The sequence below is a fragment of the Prevotella sp. SGI.167 genome, assembly GCF_050313615.1.
In the GTDB taxonomy this organism is placed as follows: Bacteria; Bacteroidota; Bacteroidia; order Bacteroidales; family Bacteroidaceae; genus Prevotella.
In genome coordinates, this window is sequence record NZ_JBNPLT010000003.1 from 135,755 (window position 1) to 159,415 (window position 23,661).

General features: G+C 46.1%; 24 protein-coding genes and 2 pseudogenes. 11 read left to right on the forward strand and 15 right to left on the reverse strand.

The window, feature by feature from the left end:
- Nucleotides 1-2 precede the first annotated feature (2 nt).
- Complete coding sequence (locus ACQRBJ_RS02860; protein WP_441932425.1) at nucleotides 3-494, forward strand: hypothetical protein; 492 nt, start codon at nucleotides 3-5, stop codon at nucleotides 492-494.
- Nucleotides 495-704: 210 nt separating this feature from the next.
- Here ACQRBJ_RS02860 and ACQRBJ_RS02865 read toward each other — a convergent pair whose 3' ends face one another.
- The 9 genes from ACQRBJ_RS02865 to ACQRBJ_RS02905 form a co-directional block, all read right to left on the reverse strand.
- A complete protein-coding gene (locus ACQRBJ_RS02865; RefSeq protein WP_445302805.1) occupies nucleotides 705-890 on the reverse strand; it encodes a hypothetical protein in 186 nt (61 codons plus the stop codon).
- Between the two features lie 73 nt (nucleotides 891-963).
- Complete coding sequence (locus ACQRBJ_RS02870) at nucleotides 964-1,218, reverse strand: hypothetical protein (protein WP_445302806.1); 255 nt, start codon at nucleotides 1,216-1,218, stop codon at nucleotides 964-966.
- 12 nt (nucleotides 1,219-1,230) lie between these two features.
- Nucleotides 1,231-1,560 (reverse strand): type II toxin-antitoxin system RelE/ParE family toxin, encoded by a 330-nt coding sequence (locus ACQRBJ_RS02875; protein ID WP_119236508.1) that lies wholly within the window; start codon nucleotides 1,558-1,560, stop codon nucleotides 1,231-1,233.
- Complete coding sequence (locus ACQRBJ_RS02880) at nucleotides 1,548-1,835, reverse strand: hypothetical protein (RefSeq protein WP_264911934.1); 288 nt, start codon at nucleotides 1,833-1,835, stop codon at nucleotides 1,548-1,550. Before ACQRBJ_RS02880 ends, ACQRBJ_RS02875 begins: the two co-directional genes overlap by 13 nt.
- Before the next feature lie 219 nt (nucleotides 1,836-2,054).
- Entirely contained in the window at nucleotides 2,055-2,864 is an 810-nt protein-coding gene (locus ACQRBJ_RS02885; protein ID WP_153082033.1) for a HesA/MoeB/ThiF family protein, read from the reverse strand.
- A gap of 185 nt (nucleotides 2,865-3,049) precedes the next feature.
- Complete coding sequence (locus tag ACQRBJ_RS02890) at nucleotides 3,050-3,475, reverse strand: biotin/lipoyl-containing protein (protein ID WP_022120280.1); 426 nt, start codon at nucleotides 3,473-3,475, stop codon at nucleotides 3,050-3,052.
- 10 nt (nucleotides 3,476-3,485) lie between these two features.
- On the reverse strand, nucleotides 3,486-3,635 hold the full coding sequence (locus ACQRBJ_RS02895) for a hypothetical protein (protein ID WP_176425588.1): 150 nt from the start codon (nucleotides 3,633-3,635) through the stop codon (nucleotides 3,486-3,488).
- Nucleotides 3,636-3,685: 50 nt separating this feature from the next.
- Nucleotides 3,686-5,251, reverse strand: a complete 1,566-nt coding sequence (locus ACQRBJ_RS02900; protein ID WP_296995949.1) for an acyl-CoA carboxylase subunit beta — start codon at nucleotides 5,249-5,251, stop codon at nucleotides 3,686-3,688.
- A 176-nt stretch (nucleotides 5,252-5,427) separates the two neighbouring features.
- Nucleotides 5,428-7,839 (reverse strand): TonB-dependent receptor, encoded by a 2,412-nt coding sequence (locus tag ACQRBJ_RS02905; RefSeq protein ID WP_445302807.1) that lies wholly within the window; start codon nucleotides 7,837-7,839, stop codon nucleotides 5,428-5,430.
- A gap of 131 nt (nucleotides 7,840-7,970) precedes the next feature.
- Between ACQRBJ_RS02905 and ACQRBJ_RS02910 the strand changes: the two are divergent.
- Together ACQRBJ_RS02910 and ACQRBJ_RS02915 are read left to right on the forward strand one after the other, a co-directional pair.
- Nucleotides 7,971-8,261, forward strand: a pseudogene (locus tag ACQRBJ_RS02910) (PLP-dependent transferase); the annotation flags it as partial.
- Nucleotides 8,225-8,580 (forward strand): annotated as a pseudogene (locus ACQRBJ_RS02915) (cystathionine beta-lyase); the annotation flags it as partial. The pseudogenes ACQRBJ_RS02910 and ACQRBJ_RS02915, both read left to right, overlap by 37 nt.
- An 85-nt stretch (nucleotides 8,581-8,665) precedes the next feature.
- On the opposite strand, the gene ACQRBJ_RS02920 reads toward ACQRBJ_RS02915, so the two are convergent.
- Nucleotides 8,666-9,217, reverse strand: a complete 552-nt coding sequence (locus ACQRBJ_RS02920) for a DUF3332 domain-containing protein (protein WP_441932421.1) — start codon at nucleotides 9,215-9,217, stop codon at nucleotides 8,666-8,668.
- Nucleotides 9,218-9,308: 91 nt separating this feature from the next.
- Entirely contained in the window at nucleotides 9,309-10,349 is a 1,041-nt protein-coding gene (gene pheS, locus ACQRBJ_RS02925; RefSeq protein ID WP_294970414.1) for a phenylalanine--tRNA ligase subunit alpha, read from the reverse strand.
- Between the two features lie 115 nt (nucleotides 10,350-10,464).
- On the opposite strand from pheS, the gene ACQRBJ_RS02930 reads away from it, so the two are divergent.
- From ACQRBJ_RS02930 to ACQRBJ_RS02940, 3 genes are read left to right on the forward strand one after another with little or no spacing between them, the layout of a single operon-like run.
- A complete protein-coding gene (locus tag ACQRBJ_RS02930; RefSeq protein ID WP_295348455.1) occupies nucleotides 10,465-11,322 on the forward strand; it encodes a DUF4348 domain-containing protein in 858 nt (285 codons plus the stop codon).
- 57 nt (nucleotides 11,323-11,379) lie between these two features.
- Entirely contained in the window at nucleotides 11,380-12,432 is a 1,053-nt protein-coding gene (gene murB, locus ACQRBJ_RS02935; RefSeq protein WP_445302808.1) for a UDP-N-acetylmuramate dehydrogenase, read from the forward strand.
- A 58-nt stretch (nucleotides 12,433-12,490) separates the two neighbouring features.
- Nucleotides 12,491-13,261 (forward strand): MBL fold metallo-hydrolase, encoded by a 771-nt coding sequence (locus tag ACQRBJ_RS02940; protein ID WP_264950307.1) that lies wholly within the window; start codon nucleotides 12,491-12,493, stop codon nucleotides 13,259-13,261.
- 335 nt (nucleotides 13,262-13,596) lie between these two features.
- Here the strand turns inward: ACQRBJ_RS02940 and ACQRBJ_RS02945 are convergent, their stop codons facing one another.
- The 3 genes from ACQRBJ_RS02945 to ACQRBJ_RS02955 form a co-directional block, all read right to left on the reverse strand.
- Nucleotides 13,597-13,857, reverse strand: coding sequence for a hypothetical protein (locus ACQRBJ_RS02945; RefSeq protein WP_295348463.1), 261 nt, complete (start codon nucleotides 13,855-13,857; stop codon nucleotides 13,597-13,599).
- A gap of 72 nt (nucleotides 13,858-13,929) precedes the next feature.
- Nucleotides 13,930-14,280 (reverse strand): phage holin family protein, encoded by a 351-nt coding sequence (locus ACQRBJ_RS02950; protein WP_294970424.1) that lies wholly within the window; start codon nucleotides 14,278-14,280, stop codon nucleotides 13,930-13,932.
- Between the two features lie 29 nt (nucleotides 14,281-14,309).
- Nucleotides 14,310-14,522: a YtxH domain-containing protein gene (locus ACQRBJ_RS02955; RefSeq protein ID WP_153123427.1), complete on the reverse strand. Its 213-nt coding sequence runs from the start codon at nucleotides 14,520-14,522 to the stop codon at nucleotides 14,310-14,312.
- Between the two features lie 324 nt (nucleotides 14,523-14,846).
- On the opposite strand from ACQRBJ_RS02955, the gene ACQRBJ_RS02960 reads away from it, so the two are divergent.
- From ACQRBJ_RS02960 to ACQRBJ_RS02975, 4 genes are read left to right on the forward strand one after another with little or no spacing between them, the layout of a single operon-like run.
- Nucleotides 14,847-15,323 carry an SPOR domain-containing protein gene (locus ACQRBJ_RS02960; RefSeq protein ID WP_294970426.1) on the forward strand — a complete coding sequence of 159 codons (477 nt, stop codon included), beginning with the start codon at nucleotides 14,847-14,849 and terminating at the stop codon, nucleotides 15,321-15,323.
- Between the two features lie 48 nt (nucleotides 15,324-15,371).
- Nucleotides 15,372-15,785 (forward strand): Holliday junction resolvase RuvX, encoded by a 414-nt coding sequence (gene ruvX, locus ACQRBJ_RS02965; protein ID WP_294970428.1) that lies wholly within the window; start codon nucleotides 15,372-15,374, stop codon nucleotides 15,783-15,785.
- On the forward strand, nucleotides 15,782-16,342 hold the full coding sequence (gene def / locus ACQRBJ_RS02970; protein ID WP_445302809.1) for a peptide deformylase: 561 nt from the start codon (nucleotides 15,782-15,784) through the stop codon (nucleotides 16,340-16,342). The genes ruvX and def overlap by 4 nt, the downstream gene beginning before the upstream one ends.
- Nucleotides 16,339-18,363, forward strand: coding sequence for a tetratricopeptide repeat protein (locus tag ACQRBJ_RS02975; RefSeq protein WP_445302810.1), 2,025 nt, complete (start codon nucleotides 16,339-16,341; stop codon nucleotides 18,361-18,363). Before def ends, ACQRBJ_RS02975 begins: the two co-directional genes overlap by 4 nt.
- A 208-nt stretch (nucleotides 18,364-18,571) precedes the next feature.
- Here the strand turns inward: ACQRBJ_RS02975 and ACQRBJ_RS02980 are convergent, their stop codons facing one another.
- The gene (locus ACQRBJ_RS02980) at nucleotides 18,572-20,791 is read right to left on the reverse strand and encodes a RelA/SpoT family protein (protein WP_445302811.1); all 2,220 of its coding nucleotides are present in this window, start codon (nucleotides 20,789-20,791) and stop codon (nucleotides 18,572-18,574) included.
- A gap of 911 nt (nucleotides 20,792-21,702) precedes the next feature.
- Here ACQRBJ_RS02980 and ACQRBJ_RS02985 point away from each other — a divergent pair.
- Nucleotides 21,703-23,280, forward strand: a complete 1,578-nt coding sequence (locus tag ACQRBJ_RS02985) for a DUF4301 family protein (RefSeq protein ID WP_445302812.1) — start codon at nucleotides 21,703-21,705, stop codon at nucleotides 23,278-23,280.
- The last annotated feature ends 381 nt before the right edge of the window (nucleotides 23,281-23,661 follow it).

The following is a 23,661-nucleotide window of genomic DNA, read 5'->3' on the forward strand; positions in this document are numbered from 1 at the left end:
TAATGGATAAAGATATAGACTATTATCTGGGTGTTTTTGAAAAGATGAAAAGAGCGCTTATGCGGGGCGTAAAAGCTCCGCATAAGCCCCTTTTGCTCTTGGCTATTTTAAATCTTTGCCAGCGAGGTACCATAAAAGATAATCATATCGTTCTTTCAAGTGAGTTGGTTGGGGAGTTTAAAAGGTTATGGAGATTGTATATTGGTGAACAGAATACAGGTGGTAGTATTTTTGTTGCAGAGGGATTGGCTATGGATATTCCTCATAGTTATCCTTTTAAATGTAGCATAGAGAATCCCTATTATCATTTGCAGCATGAATCCTTTTGGCGATTGGTAAAAAATGAGAACGGCAAAGAAAGGAAGTTTTATTCTAGCTTAAAGTCTTTGCGCGATGGTTTTGCTTATGCAGAAATAGACCAGGAATTATATGATTTAATGGTTAATAGAGAGTCTGCTGTAATACTGGAGTGTAAGCTTCGGAAACTCGTATAAACTAATCCCGAAGTATTTATGAATGCTTGCTAGGAGTAAAAATATTATACGAAGCTTTTGCCCTTGCAGGGCGCATGTCTTCTAGAACATAAGTTGATGCAATTCTTTTTTCAAAAAATAGAATTGCATCATTCTGTAAGAAATCATTTAAGTCAGAGTCCCCACAGTCGAATGTATTTATTTGATGTTCCAAGGAAAGATGTTCTATTTTCATCCTCGAAGTGCATTATAAGTTAAATTCCATTCTTTGTCAAGAACAGCGATTTCAGCTTGTAGCTTTTCTCTATTAGCTTTGCGCTGTCCAGGAGTTAAACTCTCTACACGCTTCATTTCTTCAACAAAGCGTTCGGTGTCTTTGCCATATAATATTGGCGTTTCTCTAATTGGTCTTGCCATAATTTTATCCTCCTATTAATTATATTGTTATTTATGTCGCTGCAAAAATAGTGCAAGGAATACGGGAGAAAAGTTACGGAAAAAGCTTATTCAGTTTATTCTTGCAGTTCTTTCTAAAATCTTCTATACTGATAGAACGTTTCCAATCTTCTAGCCACGGGTATTGTGCCGTTAGTTCTTTTTCAAATTCTTCAGCATCAATATATTGCCCATTCTCATACTCTTCCTCAATAGCTTCAATCCTAGCCACGGCTTCTTCTTCATTAGCCGGATGCCAGCCAATAGGAGTCGGCTGCTCTTCTTGTAATGTATATCTTTTCTCCTTCATAAGCTTTTTCCTTTATAGTTTTCTTTTGAATTGTCTGATCAGATATCTAGGACTTCTTCTCATATCCCATAAATCTACGAAAATGACGAGGTCGTTGGCTTCGTCGTAGCGATAGATAATCTTCCAATTCTCCTTGATAATCGCACTATGGTAAGGGCGGTGGAATCGCTTAAGCAATGGCTCTCTGGGTGAAGAAAGAGGATGTTTGCAAAGTCTGTTTATTATTGCTTGCAAGCTTTCGTCAAATCTTTGAACGCAAAGTCGACCAAAGTTTTGATAACTATAGTCGGTTGTTTCTTTATAAATTTGAAGAAAGCTATTGCGTAGTGTTACTTTAGCCATGTTCGTTCTTCGTTTAGTTTATTGAAAAACTCTTCTACACTATAGCTAATGCCTGTCCTTTCATATTCCGCCTCAATAGCTTCAATCCTAGCCATGGCTTCTTCTTCATTAGCCGGATGCCAGCCAACAGGAATCTTGTTCCAGTCAATATCTTCTTCTGCACATTCATCCTCGGGAAGTGCTATGGCGGCATTTCCGTGATAGGCTGGTGCAGGCTCTGCTGCGAAAGCTGCATCTTTCTGCTCTTCTGGCAATGTATATCTTTTCTCTTTCATAAGCTTGCGTATTTTATCTGCTGCAAATTTACGATTATTATCTGAATCATGCAAGAAAAATGGGAGAAATGTTTTATAAAGTATCTTATAATCAAGGTTTTTGTTCTTTGTTGGGCTTTTGGTGTTTCTGAAAAAAAGTCACAATACCTAGCTGATAGAGCTGGGTAATGTGACTTTGCTTTTTGCTATATGTGTTTATTCGAAAATAATCACTAAATCTTAGTGGTGTTTCAAATCACACGCAGCCTGCTCGTAATCGATGAGATGATCGATGGTAGGGTGGTCGCCGCAGATTTCGCAGGATGCACGCTTCTTTACCTTGATGGTGCGGAAGTTCATCGTCTTGGCATCGAAGGTGAGCAATCGGTCGGTGAGCAGTTCGCCCACACCGAGGAAGTACTTCAAAGCCTCTGCTGCCTGAATGGTTCCGAGCATACCGGCGATGGCACCAAGGACTCCTGCCTGGCTACTGGTAGGAACAGCGCCTGCTGGAGGTGGCTCCTTGAAGAAACAACGGTAACAAGCCGTGCCTGGAAGATGGGTGAAGGTCTGCCCCTGGAATCTCAGGATGCCGCCATGCGAGAAAGCTTTGCCCAGACGTACGCAGGCATCATTGATAAGGAACTTCACCGGGAAGTTGTCGGTGCAATCAATGACGAAATCCCATGGCTTGATGATTTCCTCGGCATTGTCTGAGGCGAGGAAGGTATGGTAGGTTGTTACCTCCACATCAGGATTGATGGCAATCATCTTCTCCTTGGCGCTTTCCACCTTAGGGGTGTTCAAGTCCTTGGTCTGGTGGATGACCTGTCGTTGCAGGTTGCTGAGGTCAACCACATCGGCATCCACGATACCGATATGTCCCACGCCAGCCGCAGCGAGGTAGAGGGCAACTGGGGAACCCAATCCTCCGGCACCAATGATGAGCACCTTGGCATTGAGGAGCTTTTCCTGCCCCTCGAGGCCTACATCCTGAAGGAGGATGTGGCGGCTGTATCTTTCTATCTGTTCTTCTGTTAAATCTATCATTTTATTGTACTTTATGTCTTTTTTTTTGTAAAAAATTACTTTGTATAGCAGTTTATGCTCATACAGCAGTATAGAAAAAGGTCGCAAACAATTAACAGCTTGCGACCTTTGATATTCTTTATAAATTCCCGAATCATCAATTTCCGAATCAGGAAGTATAATTCTCGAATTCTCAAATTCTTGATTTACTCGATAACCACGAGAGCATCCTCTTCGAGTACAGCCTGACCAGGCTTTACGCAGATAGCTGTAACCTTGCCATCCTTCTCAGCCTCGATGTTGTTCTGCATCTTCATAGCTTCGAGAACGACAACAGTGTCACCTGCCTTCACCTCCTGACCAACTGCTACCTCGATGCTGGTGATAGTACCTGGGAGAGGAGCCTTCACAGCGTTGGCTGTATTTACGTTGGCAGCTGGAGTAGCCTCAGCATCATCAGATGCAGCTGCTGGCTGACCGAGCACTACCTTCTTCTTCTCTGGCTCAGCCTCCTGTTCCATCTCAACCTTGTAAGCTTCGCCATTCACGTTCACGCTTGCGATGTTGCCCTCAACAGCGTCAATCTGAACCTTGTATTCTTTTCCGTCAATTGTATATTTAAACTCTTTCATTTCTATATCTTTATGGTTTAGCTGTTAAACTCAAGAACTTGGCGTTCCACATCGTCTGACGTGGCTTGATTGTGATGATGCCAGGCTCCTTGTCGTGTACGTTATTGCCCTGGTACTCATAGAGAGCCATGGCAATCGCAGCATAAATATTCTTATCCATTTTCTGAATCTCCAATTATTAATTATAAATTATAAATTCTTAATTGAAAATTACATTGGCATACAGCCATGCTTCTTAGCTGGCAAGCTCTGACGCTTGGTTGCGAGCTGAGCCAAACCACGGCAGATGCGGAAACGGGTGTTGCGTGGCTCGATGACGTCATCGATGTAACCATACTGAGCTGCCTGATATGGATTAGCAAACTTGTCAGTATACTCCTGCTCCTTCTCAGCCAGGAATGCCTTTACATCCTCGCCAGCTTCCTTCTTAGCCTTAGCTTCCTTACCACAGAGAACGGCAACGGCACCGCTGGCACCCATTACGGCAATCTCTGAAGATGGCCAAGCGAAGTTCAGGTCGGCACGCAACTGCTTGCAACCCATCACGATGTGGCTACCACCATAGCTCTTACGCAATGTGATAGTAATCTTTGGCACGGTAGCCTCGCCGTAAGCGTAGAGCAATTGTGCACCGTGGAGGATGACAGCGTTGTACTCCTGACCTGTACCTGGCAAGAATCCTGGTACGTCAACGAGAGATACGATAGGAATGTTGAATGCATCGCAGAAACGGACGAAGCGTGCTGCCTTGCGGCTAGCGTTAACATCGAGTACACCAGCGTAAGCTGAAGGCTGGTTGGCTACGATACCCACGCTCTGACCATTGAAGCGGGCGAAACCTGTGATGATGTTCTTGGCGAACTTAGGCTGAACCTCGAAGAACTCTCCGTTATCAGTAACAGCGCCAATCACCTTATACATATCGTATGCCTGGTTAGGATCCTCAGGGATAATCTCGTTCAGAGTATCGTCCATACGGTCGATAGGGTCTGTGCACTCTACGCGTGGAGCCTCTTCTGTATTGTTGCTAGGGATGAAAGAGAGCAGGCTCTTGATCATCTCGATAGCCTCTTCCTCTGTCTTTGCAGCGAAGTGGGTTACACCACTCTTGGTTGCATGTACAGATGCACCACCGAGGTGCTCTGCATCGATGTCCTCACCAGTTACGGTCTTTACAACCTTAGGACCAGTCAGGAACATGTAAGAAGTCTGCTCCTTCATGATGATGAAGTCGGTCAGAGCTGGAGAGTAAACGGCACCACCGGCGCAAGGGCCCATGATAGCAGAAATCTGTGGGATGACACCAGAAGCGAGGATGTTGCGCTCGAAGATCTCACCGTAACCAGCGAGGGCGCAGATACCTTCCTGAATACGGGCACCACCTGAGTCGTTCATGCAGATAACAGGTGCTCCCATAGTCATAGCCATATCCATTACCTTGCAGATCTTCTGTGCCATAGTCTCAGAGAGTGAACCACCATTTACGGTGAAGTCCTGAGCATATACGTAAACCAGACGGCCGGCTATAGTAGCGCTACCGGCTACCACACCATCACCGAGGTACTGCTTCTTCTCCATGCCGAAGTTAGTGCAACGATGCAACTTGAACATATCGTACTCCTCGAAACTGCCGGCATCTACCAACATTTCGATACGCTCGCGAGCGGTATATTTGCCACGTGCATGCTGCTTCTCGATGGCCTTCTCGCCACCGCCAAGACGAGCCTGTTCGCGCTTAGCGATCAGCTCCTTAATCTTTTCTACTTGTTTGCTCATAATTGATTATTATGTATTATTTCTTTATTCTTTATAGAATGTATTTCTGAATAGATGGGGTGGGGAACGGGCCGTCACCACATAATTCGGGCGCAAAGATACGAAAAAAACCGCAGATAGCGAACTATCTACGGTTAAATATTTAGAATATTGTGAAAAATCTCCACTTTTGGGTTCTAAAATTCCAAGAGAACACGGGCATTGAGCTGGCGGCCTGTCAGATAATTAGGCACAGCATACTGCTGGTTGGTTACATCCGTTACCCAGTAGTAGCTGTTCACGTTGTCGATGCCGAAGAGGTTGAGGCAGTCTACGCCCAGCGTTACGTTCTTCAGGAAGGTCTTCTTCTCGTGACGGCCGTTGTCGAGCAGCTGATAGCTCATGCCGATGTCGGCACGGCGATAGGCGGTGGCACGAAAACTGTTGGTCTCCAACTCCTTGTGAGGGGCTGCGAAAGGCAAACCGTCGGCAAAGGCAAGCTTCAGCGACATGCGCCATTTCCTGCTGCCAGGGAAGTAGTCGGTGAAGAAGAGGTTCACCGCATAGCGCTGGTCGGTAGGCAGAGGGATGCTCTTGCCGTTGAGCTTCATCTTCGTATCCATCAGCGAGAGACTGAGCCAGGAATCCGTACCCGGTACAAACTCGCCATAGAGCTTGAAATCAAGTCCGGCTGCATGACCGCTGCACTCGTTCTGACCGTAATATACTACCTTCACGTTACTGACGGAATAAGGTACGATGTTGCTCAATGCCTTGTAGTAAGCCTCGGCAGAGAACTTGAACCGCTGGTCGTTCATGCGGAAACGGTAGTCGTAACCGGCGATGAAATGGATGCTTCGCTGGCTCTTGATCTTCTCGTTGAGCGATGCTACGGTCACTCCGTTGACGGTTGTCGTATCTCTCAGCTCCTTGAAGAAAGGTGCCTGATAGTATAGTCCGGCTGCCAGGCGGAGCGTGGTGTTCTCGTGGTTTGCCGGAATGATGGCGAGAGAGATACGTGGACTCAGGATCGTCTCGCGGTTAAAGTTCCAGTGACTCATGCGCACACCATAGTTCAGCGTGTAATGCGTCTGTCCGTTTCCGGTGCTGTCGGCAATACCGCCCGAGAATCGGTAGGTGTCCTGTATGTAGGTCTCCATACGGTTGGCATTCAGCTCGTTACGGGCTTTCATGGAATAAATCATATAGAGGTCCTTTCCGGTGTGGGGAACGCTGTATCCGGCAGAATCGCGCATCTCGTATTCGATGGAATTCTCTTCGATATGTTCCCTTTTCAGGGTAACAGCCGCCTCCACGTTGTGCTTCTGTACCTTGTGGCGCAGCATCAGCTTGGCGCTCATCACGCGGGCAGAGAGGTAGTTGCGGGCATGCTCGAAATAGGTTCCCACGCCCAGGTTCTCTGATGTCTCTGTCTGGTCGAGCCAGTACTGTCCCTGAATGTCGTATTTCTCCTGTTCCTTGGTGTAGAAGGCACTTCCCAGGAGCGAGAGACTGGTGTTCCGGGTGATGTTCCGGGTGATGCCGAGGGTTCCGAAATAGGTGAGGAAGCGGTCTTTCTCATGTCCGTCGAAATATACTCTGAAACTCTTCACGTTCTCCATCGTTCCGAACGATGTCTCTCGGTCGGACGGTTCGAAGTTGTAATGATTGTCAGAGATATATCCTATGAAGTCTATCTTCCATCGCTTGTTGGGCTGATAGCTCAGATAGGTCTGATAGTCAAGATAATTCGGCTTGTATTCTCCCTTTGTCTCCAGCGAACCGAGGAGGTAGGAGGTGGTCTTGTATCTCAAGCTGTTGAGCCATGACAGCTTCCGGGTTCCTATTCCGATATAGGCATCGGTACCCAGCAGGCTGGCTGCTAAGCTTCCTTCCACTACAGGCTTCTTGCCCTTGGCTTTCAGCGTCTTGTAGGTGATGTCGAGTGCAGAACTCATCTTGTCGCCGTATTTCGCTCCGTAGCCTCCGGTAGAGAAGCCAATCTTGTCTACCATGTAAGGATTGATGACGGAAAGGCCTTCCTGCTGACCGCTTCGGACGAGGAACGGACGGTATACTTCCACATTATTTATATATACGGAGTTCTCGTCGAAGGCACCGCCACGCACGTTGTATTGCGAGGAAAGTTCGCTGTGGGTGCTGACGCCTGCCTGCTGCTGGATGATGCCTTCCACGCCGTTGCCGTTGGCAGAAGGAGCCATCTTGATGTCCTTGATCTTGATTTCCTGCGTCTGGTCAGACTGTATCTTCTCGCCTGTCACGTTCACGTCGCCCAGCATCGTGGCATCGGTATGTAGCACCACCTGGAGGGTCTGCTTTCCTCTAGGCTTTCTCAGGATGCGCACCTTGGTCTTGTAGCCGATCATCGAGAATTTGACGGCTACGCTGTCGGCAGAATGCAGATGCATGCTGAATTCACCCTTGAGCGAAGTGAAAGCCACCTTTCCCTGACTTACGACGGAAACCGTGGCAAGTTCTACGGGGTTGTTGTCATCATCGGTGACTCTACCCTGCAGCGTGAATTCCTGTGCCATCATCTTCAGGGTGGCAATCAGGCATATTATAATGATAAAAAATTTCTGTTTCATGTAGTATTTAACGAAGAAAGTTGATTTTTATTATAAAAGAGCTAATCTTTGGTATTTCTATATCGCATTTTTTTAGAACTTTTGCAGCCAAAATATAGCAAATACAAAATTAAAAGAGAGATTAATAGAAAATGAAGAAACAGACTCAGACCATTCATGTGGCATACGAACGCAGAGACGCTTATGATTCGCTGAGCGTTCCGGTATATAATACGCTGGCTTACGAATTTGACAACGCAGCCATCATGTCGGAAGCCTTTACTGACAAGATCAAGGCTCCGGACTATTCGCGTGTGGAGAATCCTACGGTTATCAACCTGGAACGCCGCATCGAGGCACTGACCGGGGCACAGCATGTTACAGCCTTCAATTCGGGTATGGCTGCTATCCTCCTATTGCTACAGTTGCTGCCTTCCGGAAAGGGGAGGAGTGGCGCAGGCAGATGCTGGCGTATATCGAAGATAATATCCGCTTCGTAGAGGACTTCTGCAAGGCGAATATTCCGGCCGTCCGCTCCGTCCGTAGGCTTCGTTCCTGATATGGCTGAATTGCCGGGATTTGAATCTCTCTCATGACCAGCTTCTGGATCTGTTCATCGACAAGGCTCATCTTGCCTTGAACGACGGTGAGATGTTTGGTCCCGGTGGCGAAGGCTTCATGCGACTGAATGTGGCAGTGCCTAGAAGCGTGCTGGAGCAGGCGCTTCTGCAGCTGGAAGAAGCTGTGAGGGGATTAGGTTAACTCTTTAAAGTTTAAGGAAATATGAAATAATGAAGGGGTGTGTAGATTTGAATATCTGCACACCCCTTTATCGATTTTCTATAGTTTACTTATTAAATGCGTAATAGAAGCCATCGTTCATTGCCATACGAACCTGGAAAAGGCCATTCCCGTCGGCTGGAACGTTCATCTTCTCGCCGTTTGGCAAACAAGCCTGGATGCTGCCATCCTCATTAAAGCTGAAGAGTTCACGGATATCGCCGTCCTTGCTGTATGACCAGCTCTTTTTCTTCTTGTTGAATACGAAGTATGATTTCTCACCCTCTGGGTCGGTAATCTCATAACCGTTCTTCAATGTCTTGATGGCGTACATGCGACCATCCTTACCCATTACGTCCTTGGTCTTGCCGACATTGGCAATCACCTTTTCGCCTGTCCAGAACTCGATAGAGTTGAGCACGAACAAGTCTGCAACAGAACATACTGCGTAGGCTGGACTGATGACGATGAAAATCAGTTCGTTGACGAACTTGTTGTCAGTAGCACGCTTGTTCCAATCCAAAACGTTGTTGGTAAGGCAGAAGGAGCCGATACAAGAGCTGAGAGTCATGGCGCCTAAAGAGACTGCAATGACTGCATTAACCATAAATTTCTTCATAACTTTATGTTTTGAGGTTTAAAAATAAATAGGTCTATACGCTAATGATGAGTTAGCATATAAACCTATATACTATATTAAATATGTGTTGTTACTTAGCTGATTCGAATTCGCGCAGGAAGCGAGTATCATTCTCAGAGAAGAGACGCAGGTCGCTGACACGATACTTCAAGTTGGTGATGCGCTCTACACCCATACCGAAGGCATAACCGGTATAGACATTGCTGTCGATGCCGCAAGCCTCGAGGTCGTGAGGGTCTACCATACCGCAACCCAGAATCTCTACCCATCCTGTATGCTTGCAGAAGTTACATCCCTTTCCGCCGCAGATGTTGCATGAGATATCCATCTCAGCGCTAGGCTCTGTGAATGGGAAGTAGCTTGGGCGCAGACGAATCTTTGTATCTGCACCGAACATCTCGCGAGCAAAGGTGAGGAGCACTTGCTTGAGGTCGGTGAAGCTTACGTTCTTGTCCACATAGAGACCTTCTACCTGGTGGAAGAAGCAGTGGGCACGGGCGCTGATAGCCTCGTTGCGGTATACTCGTCCTGGGCAGAGCATACGGATAGGTGGCTCGTGTGTCTCCATATAGTGAGCTTCGTCGCCAGAAGTATGGCTGCGGAGAATCACATTCTTGGTAACATCGTCGGAGTTGGTCTTCTCGATGAAGAAGGTATCCTGCATGTCACGGGCTGGATGATCGGCTGCAAAGTTGAGCATAGTGAACACGTGCTTGTCGTCGTCAACCTCAGGACCCTGATAGAGGGTGAATCCCATACGGCCGAAGATGTCGATAATCTGGTTCTTTACGACAGTCAATGGATGACGTGTACCCAAAGCCACAGGATAAGCTGTACGGGTCAGGTCGATGTCATCGCTGCTTGCGTCAGCCTCTTCCATCTGATCCTTGAGTCCGTTGATCTTGGCAAGGGTAGCTTGCTTCAATTCGTTGATTTTGATACCAACCTCTTTTTTCTGGTCGCCTGGCACATTGCGGAAGTCGGCCATGAGGGCATTGATTTCACCCTTTTTGCTGAGATACTTGATGCGAAGCTGTTCTACTTCTTCTGCGTTCTGAGCAGTCAAAGAATCCACTTCTTTCAAGAGTTCTTCTATTTTTTCTAATAACATATCTTATTAAATTGTCTATTTTGAGTGCAAAGATAATATTTTTTGCTTAAAATATGAAATATCTCAAAAGAAAGTTGTACTTTTGCAATGAAAATTTGAGAAATTTAATAAGTTTATGAAGAAACTATCTTTTATAACAGTAATGTTAGCGGTCCTTACCATCGTTTGTTTCACCTCTGTGGGGTGCAAGGATAAGAAGCCTGCTACTCTTGTTGATTCAGTGGCTCCCGATACGATAGTCGCTGACACGCAGGCTATGGACTCTACCGAAAAGCTCATAGAGGAGACTCCTATGCCTAAGGCTGCAGACGAGTTGTTTGACGACTTCCTGTTCAATTTTGCTGCCAGTCGTAAGCTTCAGAGGCAGCGTGTACACTTCCCGTTGCCTGTCTATCGTAACGGAAAAGTGATCAAGCAGATAGAAAAACGCCGGTGGAAGATGGAACATTTCTTTATGCGTCAAGATTATTATACGCTGATCTTTGACAACCGGAAGCAGATGAATTTGGTGAAGGATACTACCATCGACCATGTGGTGGTAGAAAAGGTGTTCTATAAGACCAATACCGTTCAGCAGTTCCTCTTCAACCGTATCAACGGTCAGTGGTTGATGACCAGCATCAACTATAAGCCGATGTATGCCAACATGAATGCCAGCTTCCTGAAGTTTTACGGTTCGTTTGCTACCGATTCAGCCTTTCAGGCAGAGCATCTGCATAATCCGGTGAAGTTTATCGGTCCTGATCCTGATGATGATTTCAGTACGATGACGGGCGATATCGAACCGGAGACATGGCCTGCCTTTGCGCCTCAGTTGCCTTCTGGCATGATTTACAACATCATTTACGGTCAGAAATATACTGAGAGCAGCCAGAAGATATTCGTGATTCGTGGCATCGCCAATGGGTTGGAAACGCTGCTTACCTTCAAGAAGATAGGAGGGAAGTGGATGCTGACCAAGCTGGAGATGTAAATATAGTGATTAGTGATTACTGTTTAGTGATTAATTGTTTTTTAGAAATAGCTGGATATGAAGGATATTCGAGACTATAGCCTTTTGGCTCACAATACGTTTGGAATTGATGCCAGGTGCAAGCGATTCCTGGAATACTCATCGGTAGAAGAGGCGCAGCAGATTGTGGCTGGGCTTACTGCTGCCGATCAGCCTCTGCTCATTCTGGGTGGTGGCAGTAACCTCTTGCTTACAGGCGATTACGAGGGTACGGTGATCCATTCTGCCATCAAGGGCATCGAGGTGCTTGATAATGAAACCCTGGCTGCTGCTGGTGGTGAGAATCTGAAAAATCCCGACTTTGTTTTCTTGAACTGCGGCAGTGGTGAAGTGTTTGATGACGTGGTGGCATACGCTGTAGAGCATGGCTATCATGGTGCAGAGAACCTCAGTATCATTCCGGGAGAAGTGGGAGCGAGCGTAATCCAGAACATCGGAGCCTACGGCGTGGAAGCGAAGGATATTATATATAAGGTGGAAACTGTGGAGATTGCTACCGGACAAGTGGTGGTTTTCGACAACCAGGACTGCCAGTACAGCTATCGTCAGAGCAGGTTCAAGCATGAGTGGAAGGATAAGTATCTTGTTACTCATGTCATCTATCGCCTGAGCAAGCACTTTGTGCCAGACCTGGATTATGGTAACATCCGTACTTCCCTGACTGCAAAGGGAATAGAAAATCCTACAGCCCAGCAGCTCCGTGATGTAATCATCGAGATCCGCAATGCCAAATTGCCTGACCCGAAGGTGCAGGGCAATGCGGGCAGTTTCTTCATGAATCCTATCGTGGAGAAGGCAAAATATGAGGAGCTGGCTGCACAGTATCCGGGGATGCCTCATTATACGATTGATGCTGGACACGAGAAGATTCCTGCAGGCTGGATGATTGACCAGTGTGGATGGAAGGGCAAGAGTCTGGGACGTGCAGGCGTGCATGACAAGCAGGCGCTGGTACTGGTGAACCGTGGTGGAGCTACGGGGCAGGAAATCGTAAATCTCTGTGAAACAATCCGTAAGGATGTGAAGCAGAAGTTTGGCATTGATATCCATCCGGAGGTGAATGTTAAGTGAAGAGAGAAGAACGAAGAGTGAAGAATTCGTTTGTTTTTCAGGAAATATTTGATTATTAATGAAGATTACTTTATTGGGAACAGGAACATCGAGTGGTGTTCCTGTTTTGGGATGCAATTGTGAGGTTTGCTGCAGCAATAATCCTAAGGATAAGCGCTTTAGAAGTGCTGCGATGATTGAGACGGAGAAAACCCGTATTCTGATAGATGCGGGTCCGGATATAAGGATGCAGTTGCTCAGGGAACCGTTCCGCAAGTTGGATGGTGTGCTGATTACGCATATTCATTACGACCATGTGGGAGGTATAGATGACCTGCGTGGCTTCTGCGTGTTTGGTGATATTCATATTTATGGCGATGAGCTGGTTACCCGTTCCTTGCCACATACCATGCCTTACTGTTTTCCTAAGGATGTAGAGCAGCTTTATCCGGGAGCGCCGAAGCTCAAACTCCATACCATAGAGCCTCATCGCTCTTATCAGATTGGCGATATTGAGTTCATGCCTATCCGTATTCTCCATGATAAGATGCCTATCCTGGGCTATCGTTTGGGCAAATTTGCCTATATTACGGATATGAAGACGATGGGCGAGGAGGAATATCAGTATCTGGAAGGAGTGGAAACGCTGGTTATCAATGCTCTCCGCTTCGATAAGCCGCATCATAGTCATCAACTGGTAGAGGATGCCATACGGGTTGCGCGCCGGATAGGAGCCCGAAAGACGATTCTCACGCATGTTACTCATCAGATAGGTTTTCATGATGATGCCAATGCGCGCCTGCCTCAGGGATTCGTCTTTGGTTATGATCAGATGAGCTTTGAAATTTAGATTTCTATTCTAAATATAACTGTCTAAGTTCTAAATAGAATAGGTTTAACAACATTTAAATAAATAAGAAATTAAGACACAAATAGTTAAATATGGTTTAGAATTTGAGTTTTTTCACGGAAAAGCTTGTGAAACTCATAGATTCTTTCTATATTTGCACGTGTGTTTTTCATAGTATTAGATTTAAGGTTAACAAGGTTGGGCCACGGCGGTGGCCCTTTTTTGTGTCCGAAAGTCTGGAAGAAAGTCTGAATTCCAGCAGAAAAAAGCACATCATTTTCCTCTTGTTATAGGAAGAAAATGATGTGCTTTCTTTTGTTTTCAGCAATTATGCCTTATCTTTTTCTCTTGAACTTGTGATAAAGTTTCCATGCAAGTAGAGCACCATCAAAGGCTCCAGCTCCGATTTTCATCATGCTGCTTAAACGCTTGCTGGCGCTCGCATTCTTGGATAGTGCTTCGGGCTTGGTGAAAAGCGATTTCCACAAAGCCTTGATCTTGGCATCGTCAGCCTGTATATCCTTGCGTAGTAATTCCTTGCGTAGACGAATTTCGTTCAGCGAGTTATATTCTATGATTTCATCTTGTTCTATCATCTCTTTGAATATTTGGAATGAATGAAAAAATTTCGCCTTGAGGGCTGAGCTCTTTCAGGTGAATGAAAAAAGTTATTGCATCAGAATGCTGGCAAGAAACTTGACGAGCGGTCTCTCTATCCATTGGTGGCGGAAGATGATGAATAGTATTAATATAAATAGGTATACACCCGCCACTACGCAGAAGGCTAGGGCTGTGCTTCCTGTCAGGCCTGCCAATCCGTAAGCCGCAGCAAAGGAAAGGTAGATGATGGCGATGAGGAAGAGCCCCAGGAGCACCACTGTCATGGTGATGGCAGTGAGCAGCCTTACCACTTTATCCACAACATCGAGCTTCATGTACTCTGACTGAAGCCCGATGTAATGTTTTAGCACCTCTACGAGCTGCCCGATGGTTTCTACGTTTTTATCGTTAGAGAACATCTTGAGATATTTATTTTATACCTCTTTAATTATACCTCAGGAGCAGCTTCCTTGATATCGTCTACCAGGTCGTCTACGTCTTTGCGGCTCAACTTGATGTCGTGCTTCTTGCAAAAATCATCTACTGCGCCAGCAATCTTGCTGCGTGTATCTTCTCCCTTTTCTGGAGCAAAAATCAAACCGAGTGCTGTACCGGCGATTGCACCGCCGAGGAATGCACCAATGTAACCTAATGCCTTCATAATTCTTAAGTTTTAAACGTTATACGATTTTATACCTATAAAGTCGAAGCAAATGATGGATAGGAAAGTAAACTTTCCATTCTCTTTTGCTGCTTTACAAATGCAAATATACTAATTTTTCTCCAAAAACCGCGTGAATTTGTCTTAATTTTTATTTAAATATGCTGTATTAACAAACTTTATGCGGTTTTCATGCTCATATTTGCCAAATATTTTGTATTTTCGCAGTGCAATTGCGTTGGAATCGATTACAAGATGGGGCGTATTGCGTCATAAGAATAAGCAATTAATAAGGAATTTATCAATAAAAACATTTTCAAAATTATGAAGAAATTATCAGTTTTGTGCGCAGGTATGTGCGCAGTTTTAGCATTGGCTAGTTGTGGTACTTCTAAGGAAAGTGCCTATAAGAAGGCTTTCGAGAAGGCTCAGCAGCAGGAGCAGGTTCCAGTTGCTCAGGAACCAGTTGTTACTCCTTTGGAGACAACTACTCCTTCTGAGTCAACAAATACAGAGGTTGATAACGCTACTGTTCGTCAGGAGAATGTTGACCTCATTATGGGTTCAGGTCTCTCTAACTACAGCGTAGTAGTAGGCTCTTTCTCTCTCAAGGCTAACGCAGAGGGTTTGGCTAATACATTGAAGAGCGCAGGTTATGAGGCTCAGATTGTATTCAACAGCGCACGTAACATGTATCGTGTTGTAGCTTCTACTTTCGCAGATAAGTCTGGTGCTGTAAAGAGCCGTAATCAGCTCCGTGCTGGCAAGTATCCTGATGCTTGGTTGCTTCTCAAGAAGTAATCCCAGCTTCTGATATTAAAGATAAAGACTAGGATTTTTCGTAGATTCATGCGAATTTTATCTATAGACTACGGTAAGAAACGTACCGGTATCGCTGTGACCGACCCATTGCAGATTATTGCCAATGGGTTGATCACTGTTGCTACACCCGAACTCTTCGCCTTTGTGGAACAGTATATCCAAAAGGAGCAGGTGGAGCGTATTATCATCGGAAAGCCAACCCAGCCCAACGGGCAGCCTAGCGAGAACCTGGCGCGAGTGGAGAACTTCTTCAATCGCTGGCGCAAGGCTCATCCTGAGGTTCCTATCGAATATTATGATGAGCGTTTTACATCGGTACTGGCTCATCGTGCCATGATAGAGGGTGGGGTGAAGAAGAAAACCAGAAGAGAAAACAAAGGATTGGTGGACGAGATCAGCGCCACCATTATTTTACAAGATTATTTAGAGTCAAGAAGATGATTTTACCTATTTATATATATGGTCAGCCCGTTTTGAGAAAAGTGGCTGAAGATATTACTCCCGATTATCCTGAATTGAAGGAACTGATTAACAATATGTATGAGACGCTTGATTCCAGCAATGGTATCGGACTGGCTGCACCTCAGATTGGTCTGGCTATCCGTCTGGTGGTCATCGACCTCGATGTATTGAGCGAAGATCTTCCTGAATATAAGGGATTCCGTCATGTTTTTATTAATCCTCATATCTTGGAGTATGATGAGGAGGCTGAGAAGGAATTTTCTGATGAAGGATGTCTTTCCATTCCTGGCATCAATGAGAAGGTGGTTCGTCCTACCCGCATCCACGTGAAGTATCAGGATGAGAATTTCCAGGAGCACGATGAGTGGGTTGAGGGATATCTGGCTCGCGTGATGCAGCATGAGTTCGACCATCTGGAGGGCACCATGTTCGTGGATCGTGTTTCTCCTCTTCGTAAGAACATGATAGCTGGTAAGCTCAAGAATATCATCAAGGGCAAGTTCCGCTGCAGCTATCGTACTAAGATTCGTCGATGAAAAAGTTTATTTTCACTTTTGTGCTGGTGCTAACGGCTTTGTCGGCATCAGCGCAATATAGAGTTGACCGCCTGATTACGGCGGGCAGAAGTGCTCTCTATTATGAGGACTTCGTTCTTTCCATTAAGTATTTTAATCTTGCTATCGGTGCCAAGCCTTATCTCTATGAGCCTTGGTATTACCGCAGTGTGGCCAAGTTTAATCTCGATGATTATGTAGGTGCTGAGAGTGATGCTTCTGAGGCGTTGAATCTGAATCCTTACATCAACGATATCTACGACTTGCGTGCCATCTGCCGTATCCGTCAGAACCGTTTCCTGGATGCCATCAGTGATTACAATTCTGCCATCCACATAGAACCTCGTAACCGTAATTACTGGTTCAACAGGGCGCTCTGCCAGATGGAGAGCAAGAATTATGATGTGGCGCAGTCGGAATTGGATTCGGTGATTGCCAAATGGAAGGATTTTGCGAATGCCTATACCCTCAAGGCTGAGGTGTATCTGAAGCAGAAGGATACCCTACAGGCAGAGAAATGGATAGACAAGAGCCTGGAAATCAATCCTTATGACGGTGATGCATGGACCACACGTGCCTATATGGCGCTTGCTAGAAAGGAGTGGAAGGTAGCGGATGAGGCTTTGACCAAGTCGCTGCATTTCAAGCCTAACAATGTGAACAGTTATATCAACCGTGCCCTGGCTCGTATCAACATCAACAATTTACGTGGAGCTATGAGCGATTACGATAATGCGCTCGATTTGGATCCTAACAACTTCCTGGCTCATTACAACCGAGGTCTGATGCGTGTGCAGTTGGGTGATGACAACCGTGCCATCCTCGACTTCGACTTCGTCATCAAGATGGAACCAAAAAACTTCATGGCTATTTTCAACCGTGCGCTTCTGCATGACAAGACGGGTAATCTGAAGGCGGCTATCCGTGATTATTCTACGGTCATCGACCAGTTTCCTAACTTCTGGACGGGTCTTTCCTATCGTGCCAGCTGTTACCGAAGGTTGGGTATGACTGCAAAGGCCGAGATGGATGAATTCCGTATCTTCAAGGCGCAGATGAACAAGCACCTGGGCATTCAGCCTAGATGGAGCGCGAAGACCAGGAAGGAGGTGCGCAAGCGTTCTGAGGTAGATCCGGATAAGTTTGCTTCTATCGTGGTTGAGGATGAACCTAAGTATGAGCACAATTACAAAAGCGAGTATCGTGGACGCATCCAGAATCGTCAGGTGGAGACTTCCTATCTGCCTATGTATCAGCTCTCTTACTTCCCTAATGTGCAGAATCTGAACGGTGTTCAGGCGTTTGACAAGGAAGTGGAACAGCTTAATATGCACCTGGCTCAGGCTAAGCAGAGTGGCGGTGCTTCCGGCAAGCAGAATGCTGTTCAGTCTAAGGCTTCTACCAATAAGGTTTATATCGTATGTACCAAGGAGCAGCTGGATGAGAACAGCTCGTTGATGATCTTCTCTTTGATTGATAAGCTGTCGGCTGAGCTGAGTGTGGCTAAGGATATCGAGCAGAAGAAGAGTCTGCTGATGCGCAGGGCCATCGCTCACAGTGTTCTCCGTGATTTCGAGGCAGCCATCAGCGATTTCACCTATTATATCTCTCTGGATGAAAAGAGTTCGTTGGCTTACTGGCAACGTGCTGTCTGTCAGGCTGAGATGGATGAGTTTAACCGTGCTGAGGGCAAGGGTATTACGAATATCCATTCTGCCGAGGCTGATTTCAGCGATGCTATCCGTCTGAACAGCAATAATGCATACATCTATTATAATAGGGGTAATGTGCATGCTGGCAGAAACGAGTTGTCTAAGGCCATCGATGATTACAGCATTGCCATCAGGATAGATTCGCGTCTGGCTGAGGCATATTACAACCGTGGCCTGGCTCGTATCAAAAGTGGAAACAAGCAGGCTGGTATCCAGGACTTGTCGAAGGCTGGAGAACTGGGCTTGTATGATGCTTATTCTGTGATTAAGCGAATCAATAAGGCAAAATAACAATCGCGCAGATGGGATATTTTCAAGTCCCGCAGATTTACACAGATTTACACAGATTTTTTTCTGTGTCTGTCTATTATAAAGAAAAGGTTCAATTCCAAACCAATGGAATTGAACCTTTTCTTTAATAGATAAATATCTCTTGATTCCTGATATCTGTGTAAATCTATGAAATCTGTGGGACTTGAAAATATATCCATCTGCGGGATTATATTCTCATTACCTGCTTTACGCCTTTTACGGCAGCCAGCTTCTTGATGAGTGCATCTGTCTTTGTTGCATCATCTATCATCACCGTCACGTTGCCCGAGAACAGGCCGTCCTTGGATGAGATGTTGATGCCTCTCATCACGAGTTTGTCCTCTTTGGAGATGATGTTCGTGATGTTGCTCACGATGCCTATATCGTCGTTTCCGATGATTCTCAGGGTGATGGCATACTTTGATGTTCCCTTGCCGCTCCATTTTGCCTTGACGATGCGATAGCCGAAGCGGCGACGGAGTTCCTTGGCGTTAGGGCAGTCTATGCGGTGAACCTTGATACCCTTGCTGATGGTGACGAAGCCGAAGATTGGGTCTCCGTAGATAGGATGGCAGCAGTGAGCCAGCTCAAAGTCGATACCCTTCAGATGCTCGTCGATAACCAGCACGTCATCGCTCTGCTTCAGGAGTTCCTCGGTTGGATTCTCGAAGGCGAAGTTCTCTGCACTTTCGGCTGGTTTGGTGACATTGGTAGGGTTGAGGTCGTGATCTCGTTCCTCTACATATTTGTCGATGACGGTGTTTACGTCGAGTTTCTCTTCCGCTACATCCTTGTAGAAATCGGAGTTCTCCTTGTATCCCATCTTCTTGATGATGCGTGCCATGGTGCTCTCGTCAATCTCCATCTTGCGGTTCTTGAATCTTCTCTCCAGGAGTTCCTTGGCATAGAGTCCGTCCTTCTTCTGTGTTTCCTTCAGGGCGAGTCGGATCTTTGCTTTTGCCTTGGAAGTCTGCACGATGTTGAGCCATTCCCTGCGTGGTTTCTGGTTGCTCTGGGTCAGGATTTCCACCTGGTCGCCCGAGTGCAGTTCCTGTCGGAAGGTTACCGCCCTGCCGTTGATCTTTCCGCCCACACAGGTGTTGCCGATGCGAGAGTGGATGTAGTAGGCAAAGTCGAGTACCGTGGCACCCTTAGGGAAGTTCAGCAGGTCGCCCTTAGGGGTGAATACGTATACCTCGTCTTCCTTCAGGTCGGTGGTAAACTGGTCCATCAGCTGCAGGTCGTCGTTGCTTTCCAGTGCGGCACGGATGTTGGCTAACCATTCGTCTATGCCGCCTTCTCCCTGCTTGATGCCCTTGTAGCGCCAGTGTGCAGCCAGTCCGTGCTCGGCGATATCGTCCATTCTTTCGGTTCTTATCTGGACTTCTACCCATTTCTTCTCCGGTCCCAGTACGGTGGTGTGCAGACTCTCATATCCGTTGCTCTTAGGCACGCTGAGCCAGTCGCGCATACGCTTTGGGTTCGGCTGATACATATCTGTAATCAGGGCGAATGTCTGCCAGCACTGCATATATTCCTTCTCTCTTGGTGCGTCGATGATGATTCGGATGGCGAAGAGGTCGTATACACCCTCGAAGGCGCACTTCTGCTTCTTCATCTTCTGCCAGATGGAGTGGATACTCTTGGTTCTTCCCTTCATGTGATATTTCAATCCGGCAGCATCGAGTTTCTCCTGGATAGGCTGGATGAAGCGGGCGATATAGGCATCACGCGATGCCTTGGTGGCGTTCAGTTTCTCCTTGATCATATAGTAGGCATCGTGCTCCAGATACTTCAGACTCAGGTCTTCCAGCTCACTCTTCAGCTTGTAGAGACCCAACTTGTGGGCGAGTGGGGCATAGAGGTAGCTGGCTTCCTCGCTCACCTCGTGCTTCGCATCCTCCTGGTCGGTATCACGAATCTGTCGCATCACGTTCACGCGGTCGGCAATCATGATGAGGATCACTCTCATGTCTTCTGAGAAGGAGATGAGCAGGTTGCGGAAGTTCTCGCTCTCGATGATCGGGTTGCGCTTGTAGAGATCGTGTATGCGGAGCAGGCCGCTGATGATATGCGCCACGCTGTCGCCGTATTTCTTCTGGATGTCTTCGATGGTCTGATAGCCGTCGATGACGCTGGTCTGCATCAGGATGGCGATGATGCCGTCTCGTTTCAGACCTATCTCGTTTACTGCTATTTCTGCTGTCTGCAGAGCAGCGAGTATTGGATTCATTCCGAAGACGTTGCGCTTGATCTGGTGGTTGATGAAGGCATGCTGTATGTCTTCACGCAGATGCTGCTCATCGCCCGGTTTGAACGTGTCGCCCACAGTGGTTCTCAAGCGCTCCAGGATCTGGAGTGTCTGTTCTTTTTCTTCGGATGTAAATTTAAAAGTTGTTTCATTCATTGTCGTTCCCTCCTGCTGATGATATATTATTGAGTTTTATAACTCGTCTATCCATTTCTGACCAGACTTGGTATTAAGCCAGATGGCGAAGCAGGTTCCTATCAAGGCTCCTAGCCCCATAAATATAGTATATAGTTCCATAATATATAACTATAGCTCATCTATCCATTTCTGACCTGATTTTGTGTTGAGCCAGATGGCAAAACTGCTGCTGATAATTAGCCCCAGCGAAAAAATAAACATTAATCCATCCATCATTACGATAGTTTTGGATTATAAATTGTCTATCCATTTTCTGCCAGATTTGGTGTAGCTCCAAATGGCTAAGCTCATACCAATAACAGCTCCTATACACATTACTAAAGCAAATCCTTCCATAATACTTATATTATATGTTATAAACTGTCTATCCACTTCTGACCTGATTTTGTGTTAAGCCAGATGGCGAAGCTGGCGCTAATTACGGCACTCAACCCCATAAATATTGTTATTAACTCCATAATTATTATTTTTTATCGTTATACTTCATCACTCTGTTAGCACTATAGGCAAGGAAGAGTGCTGAGGCAATGCCCAGTACTAAGAAGAGGATATTGTAAATGCCAATAGTTTCGCCGGTAACCAAGGGGGAAAAACCTCCAATTCCGGTTCCACTAATGAATAAGTTTGATACTCCGTACAGATACGTTGATAGCAACGTTCTTCTGTCGTGCTCTTTTGCTAATTTACTAACCATGTCGCAATATTCTATTTTAAATTTGACAAACAATGGCGTTTCGGCGTTAAAAACCGCGTACTTCGTTAAATTTTCATTGCAAAGGTACAAAAAAATGTGGAAATATTTCTGATTATCAGAAAAAACTATTATCTTTGTAGCGCATATAGTGTAAATTTAACATAAATATGGTATTATGAATCAGCAAGATCTAAACCAAATCGCTGCTCGCGGCATCTCCGAGCAGCAGATTGAACACCAGTTGGAACAAATCAAGAATGGCTTCCCATTCCTCAAGCTCGAGGGTGCGGCTGCCATCGGTAAGGGAATCATGGCTCCTACAGCCCAGGAAGTGGAAGACTTCGAGAAGGCTTGGAACGACTATAAGGCTGAGGGGCACAAGATTGTGAAGTTCGTGCCTGCATCAGGTGCTGCTAGTCGTATGTTCAAGAACATGTTCGCTTTCCTTGATGCTCCATACGATGTTCCTACTACTGACTTTGAAAAACAATTCTTCGAGAATATCAAGAAGTTTGCTTTCCGCAAGGCGCTCTGCGACAAGTGCCACGTCAACAACGAGAAAGGCATTATGTGCCTTATCAAGAAGGGTGATTATAAGGCTATCGTAGCTAATCTCCTCAAACCAGAGGGATTGAACTACGGACAGTTGCCTAAGGGATTGCTTCAGTTCCACGAGTATGCGGACGAGGTTCGCACTCCGATGGAGGAGCACCTGGTTGAGGCTGCACTCTATGCTAGCAGCAACGGCGAGGCAAACGTTCATTTCACCGTTTCTCACGACCACCTTGAACTCTTCAAGCAGATGGTAGCTGAGAAGGCTGACAAGTATGCACAGCGCTACGGCATCAAGTATAATATCTCTTTCTCTGAGCAGAAGCCTAGCACCGATACCATCGCTGCTAATCCTGATAATACTCCATTCCGCAACGAGGATGGATCATTGCTGTTCCGTCCGGGCGGTCATGGCGCACTCATCGAGAATCTCAATGAGATTGATGCTGATGTAGTATTCATCAAGAATATTGACAACGTGGTTCCTGATCGTCTGAAGGGCGAGACTGTTACCTGGAAGCAGGTGATTGCTGGTGTATTGGTTACTCTGCAGAAGCAGACTTTCGATTACTTGAAGGTATTGGATTCTGGTCAGTACAATCACGAGAAGCTGGAGGAGATCATCCGCTTCGTTCAGCGTGATCTCTGCTGCCGTAAGTCTGATATCAAGGAGTTGGAGGATGCTGAGCTGATTATCTATCTGCGCAAGAAGTTGAACCGCCCAATGCGTGTCTGCGGTGTCGTTAAGAACGTAGGCGAGCCTGGTGGTGGTCCATTCCTTACCTACAACCAGGATGGTACTGTAAGTCTTCAGATTCTGGAGAGCTCACAGATCGACAAGAACAACGAGGAGTATATGAAGATGTTTACCGAGGGTACTCATTTCAACCCGGTAGATCTCGTCTGCGCTACCAAGGATTACCAGGGCAATGCCTTCGATCTTCCTAAGTTCGTAGATCCATCTACCGGTTTCATCTCCAGCAAGAGCAAGAATGGTAAGGACCTGAAGGCCTTGGAGTTGCCTGGTCTCTGGAATGGTGCGATGAGCGACTGGAATACTGTATTCGTAGAGGTTCCTCTGGACACATTCAACCCAGTGAAGACCGTCAACGATCTGCTCCGCGACCAGCATCAGGCTGTAGAGGGTGGCATCAAGCACGAACATCATCACGAAGAGGGTGGCTGCTGCGGCAAGCATTAACCCACGGATTGAATATTTTTAGTCCCACAGATTTCGCAGATTTACACAGATTTAATTTCTGCAGTTCGAGAAAAAATCTGTGTAAATCTGTGAAATCTGTGGGACTTTATATTTTACCTGAGAGACTTTATATTTTACCAGTGGGACTAAAAATATTCAATATGTGGGCCTTTAGAATAATATCTCTGTGGGAAAATAAAGGCTCAACCCCGAATTGACTGGGATTGAGCCTTCATCTTTTTTGAGTTTAAATTGCCTAGAAATCTCAGCGGTTTTTCATCTATCTGCGAGAGAACGAGTTCTGCAAGGGATAGACTTTAATAAAACCTTCGAGCTTTCTTTTCATTTCTTTGGGAAAGAATACTAGTTATACCAAATCTC

Bases quoted from the DNA above. Each gene is read 5' to 3' on its own strand.
- ACQRBJ_RS02860 (WP_441932425.1), top strand. From the start codon at position 3: ATGGATAAAGATATAGACTATTATCTGGGTGTTTTTGAAAAGATGAAA.
- ACQRBJ_RS02865 (WP_445302805.1), bottom strand. From the start codon at position 890: ATGGCAAGACCAATTAGAGAAACGCCAATATTATATGGCAAAGACACC.
- ACQRBJ_RS02870 (WP_445302806.1), bottom strand. From the start codon at position 1,218: ATGAAGGAGAAAAGATATACATTACAAGAAGAGCAGCCGACTCCTATT.
- ACQRBJ_RS02875 (WP_119236508.1), bottom strand. From the start codon at position 1,560: ATGGCTAAAGTAACACTACGCAATAGCTTTCTTCAAATTTATAAAGAA.
- ACQRBJ_RS02880 (WP_264911934.1), bottom strand. From the start codon at position 1,835: ATGAAAGAGAAAAGATATACATTGCCAGAAGAGCAGAAAGATGCAGCT.
- ACQRBJ_RS02885 (WP_153082033.1), bottom strand. From the start codon at position 2,864: ATGATAGATTTAACAGAAGAACAGATAGAAAGATACAGCCGCCACATC.
- ACQRBJ_RS02890 (WP_022120280.1), bottom strand. From the start codon at position 3,475: ATGAAAGAGTTTAAATATACAATTGACGGAAAAGAATACAAGGTTCAG.
- ACQRBJ_RS02895 (WP_176425588.1), bottom strand. From the start codon at position 3,635: ATGGATAAGAATATTTATGCTGCGATTGCCATGGCTCTCTATGAGTAC.
- ACQRBJ_RS02900 (WP_296995949.1), bottom strand. From the start codon at position 5,251: ATGAGCAAACAAGTAGAAAAGATTAAGGAGCTGATCGCTAAGCGCGAA.
- ACQRBJ_RS02905 (WP_445302807.1), bottom strand. From the start codon at position 7,839: ATGAAACAGAAATTTTTTATCATTATAATATGCCTGATTGCCACCCTG.
- ACQRBJ_RS02920 (WP_441932421.1), bottom strand. From the start codon at position 9,217: ATGAAGAAATTTATGGTTAATGCAGTCATTGCAGTCTCTTTAGGCGCC.
- pheS (WP_294970414.1), bottom strand. From the start codon at position 10,349: ATGTTATTAGAAAAAATAGAAGAACTCTTGAAAGAAGTGGATTCTTTG.
- ACQRBJ_RS02930 (WP_295348455.1), top strand. From the start codon at position 10,465: ATGAAGAAACTATCTTTTATAACAGTAATGTTAGCGGTCCTTACCATC.
- murB (WP_445302808.1), top strand. From the start codon at position 11,380: ATGAAGGATATTCGAGACTATAGCCTTTTGGCTCACAATACGTTTGGA.
- ACQRBJ_RS02940 (WP_264950307.1), top strand. From the start codon at position 12,491: ATGAAGATTACTTTATTGGGAACAGGAACATCGAGTGGTGTTCCTGTT.
- ACQRBJ_RS02945 (WP_295348463.1), bottom strand. From the start codon at position 13,857: ATGATAGAACAAGATGAAATCATAGAATATAACTCGCTGAACGAAATT.
- ACQRBJ_RS02950 (WP_294970424.1), bottom strand. From the start codon at position 14,280: ATGTTCTCTAACGATAAAAACGTAGAAACCATCGGGCAGCTCGTAGAG.
- ACQRBJ_RS02955 (WP_153123427.1), bottom strand. From the start codon at position 14,522: ATGAAGGCATTAGGTTACATTGGTGCATTCCTCGGCGGTGCAATCGCC.
- ACQRBJ_RS02960 (WP_294970426.1), top strand. From the start codon at position 14,847: ATGAAGAAATTATCAGTTTTGTGCGCAGGTATGTGCGCAGTTTTAGCA.
- ruvX (WP_294970428.1), top strand. From the start codon at position 15,372: ATGCGAATTTTATCTATAGACTACGGTAAGAAACGTACCGGTATCGCT.
- def (WP_445302809.1), top strand. From the start codon at position 15,782: ATGATTTTACCTATTTATATATATGGTCAGCCCGTTTTGAGAAAAGTG.
- ACQRBJ_RS02975 (WP_445302810.1), top strand. From the start codon at position 16,339: ATGAAAAAGTTTATTTTCACTTTTGTGCTGGTGCTAACGGCTTTGTCG.
- ACQRBJ_RS02980 (WP_445302811.1), bottom strand. From the start codon at position 20,791: ATGAATGAAACAACTTTTAAATTTACATCCGAAGAAAAAGAACAGACA.
- ACQRBJ_RS02985 (WP_445302812.1), top strand. From the start codon at position 21,703: ATGAATCAGCAAGATCTAAACCAAATCGCTGCTCGCGGCATCTCCGAG.